The following is a 2,252-nucleotide window of genomic DNA, read 5'->3' as shown; positions in this document are numbered from 1 at the left end:
GCAACCCCCTCGCGCGCCTTGCCCACGGGCCTACCAAACGGACAAGGCCGGCGGGGGGCGTCCACTCCCCCGCCGACCTCTCCAGCCAGCAACCAACCGTCGGAAAGAACGTTTCTAGCAGCCCTCGCCGCCGCCCGAGCACTTGCCCATCTTGCAGCCTCCGCCGCCCTTGGCGCGCAGCTTGCCCACGTCGCCCGTCTTGAACACGGCGTCCAGGCCCTGGCTGATGAAGCCCGCCATGGCCACCACCTTCACGCCCTCCTCCTCGAGGATGGCCTGGGGCGTGTCGCCCACGCCCGAGACGAGCACGGCCCGGCAGTCCTTGAGCGCCTTGGCCAGGTCGTACCAGCGCCTTGGGCCGCCTCCCGTGGGCGGCGCGGGGCGGTTTTCCACCAGCTTGTAGCCGCCCGCCCCGTCTTCGCCCCAGATCTGGAAGAGTCCGGCCTCGCCCAGGTGCATGTTCACGAGCATGCCCTCCATGCTGGCAACGGCCACATAGGGGCGCGAGGCGTCCACGGGCGCGGGCGCGGCGGCGCAGGAGGCCAGCAGCCCGGAGAATTCCTTGGAGCAGTCCTTTTCCAGCAGGCCCACGGCGTCGGCGCGGCAGCGCTGGCAGTGGCGCATCTGGGGCAGATACTGCTCGGCCATGGCGCGGATCTCCTCGATGCGGGCCTTGGAGGGCTCGGGGACCAGCTCGAACCTGGTCTCCTTGTTGGGGATGAGCGCCATGCAGTTGAGCAAGTTCACGCCCATCTCCTTCATGGTCCGGGCGATCTCCTCGATGTGGTGGTCGTTGATGCCGGGCATGACGATGGTGTTCACCTTGACGATGATGTCTTTGGCCTTGAGCAGGCGGATGGACTCCCGCTGGCGTTCCAGCAGGATGCGCGCGGCCTCCTCGCCCCGGTAGAGCACCTTGCCGATGCGCGCCCAGGAGTAGATCTTGGCCGCGATCTCCGGGTCCACGGCGTTCACCGTCACCGTGACGTGGGAGACGCCGATCTCGGCCAGCTCGTCCACGTGTTCGGGCAGCTGGAGCCCGTTGGAGGAGAGGCACAGGATCATGTCGGGCCAGCGCTTCTTGATCAGGCGCATGGTCTCCAGGGTCTCGCGGGCGTTGGCCATGGGGTCGCCTGGGCCTGCGATGCCCACCACCGTGACGCGCTTCTCGGCCTCCATCACCTTTTCCATGTAGAGCATGGCCTGGTGCGGCGTGAGCACCGAAGAGGTGACGCCCGGGCGCGACTCGTTCACGCAGTCGTACTTGCGGTTGCAGTAGTTGCACTGGATATTGCACTTGGGCGCGACGGGAAGGTGCACGCGCGCGCAGGAGCCCTTGGCGTCCTTGTTGAAACAGGGGTGCTTGGAGAGGTCCATGGCCATGGGGGGCTCCTTTAGATGTATCCGTACCCGATGTCGGAGTCGGTCTGTTTCTTTTCGATCATGGCGTTGACCACGCGGTCCAGGAGGTCCAGCGCGCCCTGGTAGCAGAGGTGGCGCGTGCGGTGCCCGCCGAAGCGGTCGTGGATGGGGAAGCCCACGCGGATGAGGGGCACGTCCAGCTCGCGGGCCAGGCGGTAGCCCTTGGAGTGTCCCAGGAAGAAGTCCGGGGCCAGCTCGCGGGCCTTGTCGGCGATGTCGTAGAAGTCCACGCCCTCGGCCACTTCGGGCATCTCCGGGAGCAGCCCCTCGCAGGCGGCGCGCACGGCTTCCCGGAGGCGTCCGGACTTGCCGCCGCCCGCCACCAGCACGGGGATGACGCCGATCTCGGCCATGAAGGAGGTCAGGCCCACAAGGAGGTCCTCCTCGCCGTAGAGCACGCAGCGCTTCTGGGCCACGTACTTGTGGCCGTCCACGAAGGCGTCCAGGAGGCGTCCGCGCTCCAGGGCGTGACGGCGGGGGGTGGGACAGCAGGAGACGGTCTCCAGGGCCTGGAAGAAGGCGTCGGACTCGCGCAGGCCGATGGGCAGGCCCAGGCGGTGCAGGGGCACGCCGTGGCGCGCGGCCAGGAGCCCCCCGGCCGTGCCCGCCTCGCCCGGCGGCGGCAGGGTGGCCCCGAACTCGATGGTGGCGGGCGCTCCGCCCATGGCCTCCAGGGCCTTCACGGGCGTGCCGCCGGAGGTGATTTTCTCGTAGTCCTCCAGGGCGGGGCCGTCCAAGGTCTCGGAATAGTCGGGCAGCAGGGTCACGGGCAGCTCGAAGGCGGCGAACACGTCCTTCAGGTGCCGCAGGTCCTCGCAGGAGACGAAGCC

2 protein-coding genes are annotated in these 2,252 nt (G+C 68.7%); both read right to left on the bottom strand.

Going from position 1 to position 2,252, the window contains the following annotated elements; all coding sequences use genetic code 11:
- Positions 1 to 114 precede the first annotated feature (114 nt).
- On the bottom strand, positions 115 to 1,383 hold the full coding sequence (gene nifB / locus ACV4UX_RS11390; RefSeq protein ID WP_491593401.1) for a nitrogenase cofactor biosynthesis protein NifB: 1,269 nt from the start codon (positions 1,381 to 1,383) through the stop codon (positions 115 to 117).
- An 11-nt stretch (positions 1,384 to 1,394) separates the two neighbouring features.
- On the bottom strand, positions 1,395 to 2,252 hold an 858-nt coding region (locus ACV4UX_RS11385; protein WP_491593400.1), incomplete at its 5' end, for a nitrogenase component 1.

This window comes from Fundidesulfovibrio sp. (assembly GCF_058402725.1).
Note: the sequence above shows the minus strand (reverse complement) of the source record. Positions and strands in the feature narration are given on the sequence as shown.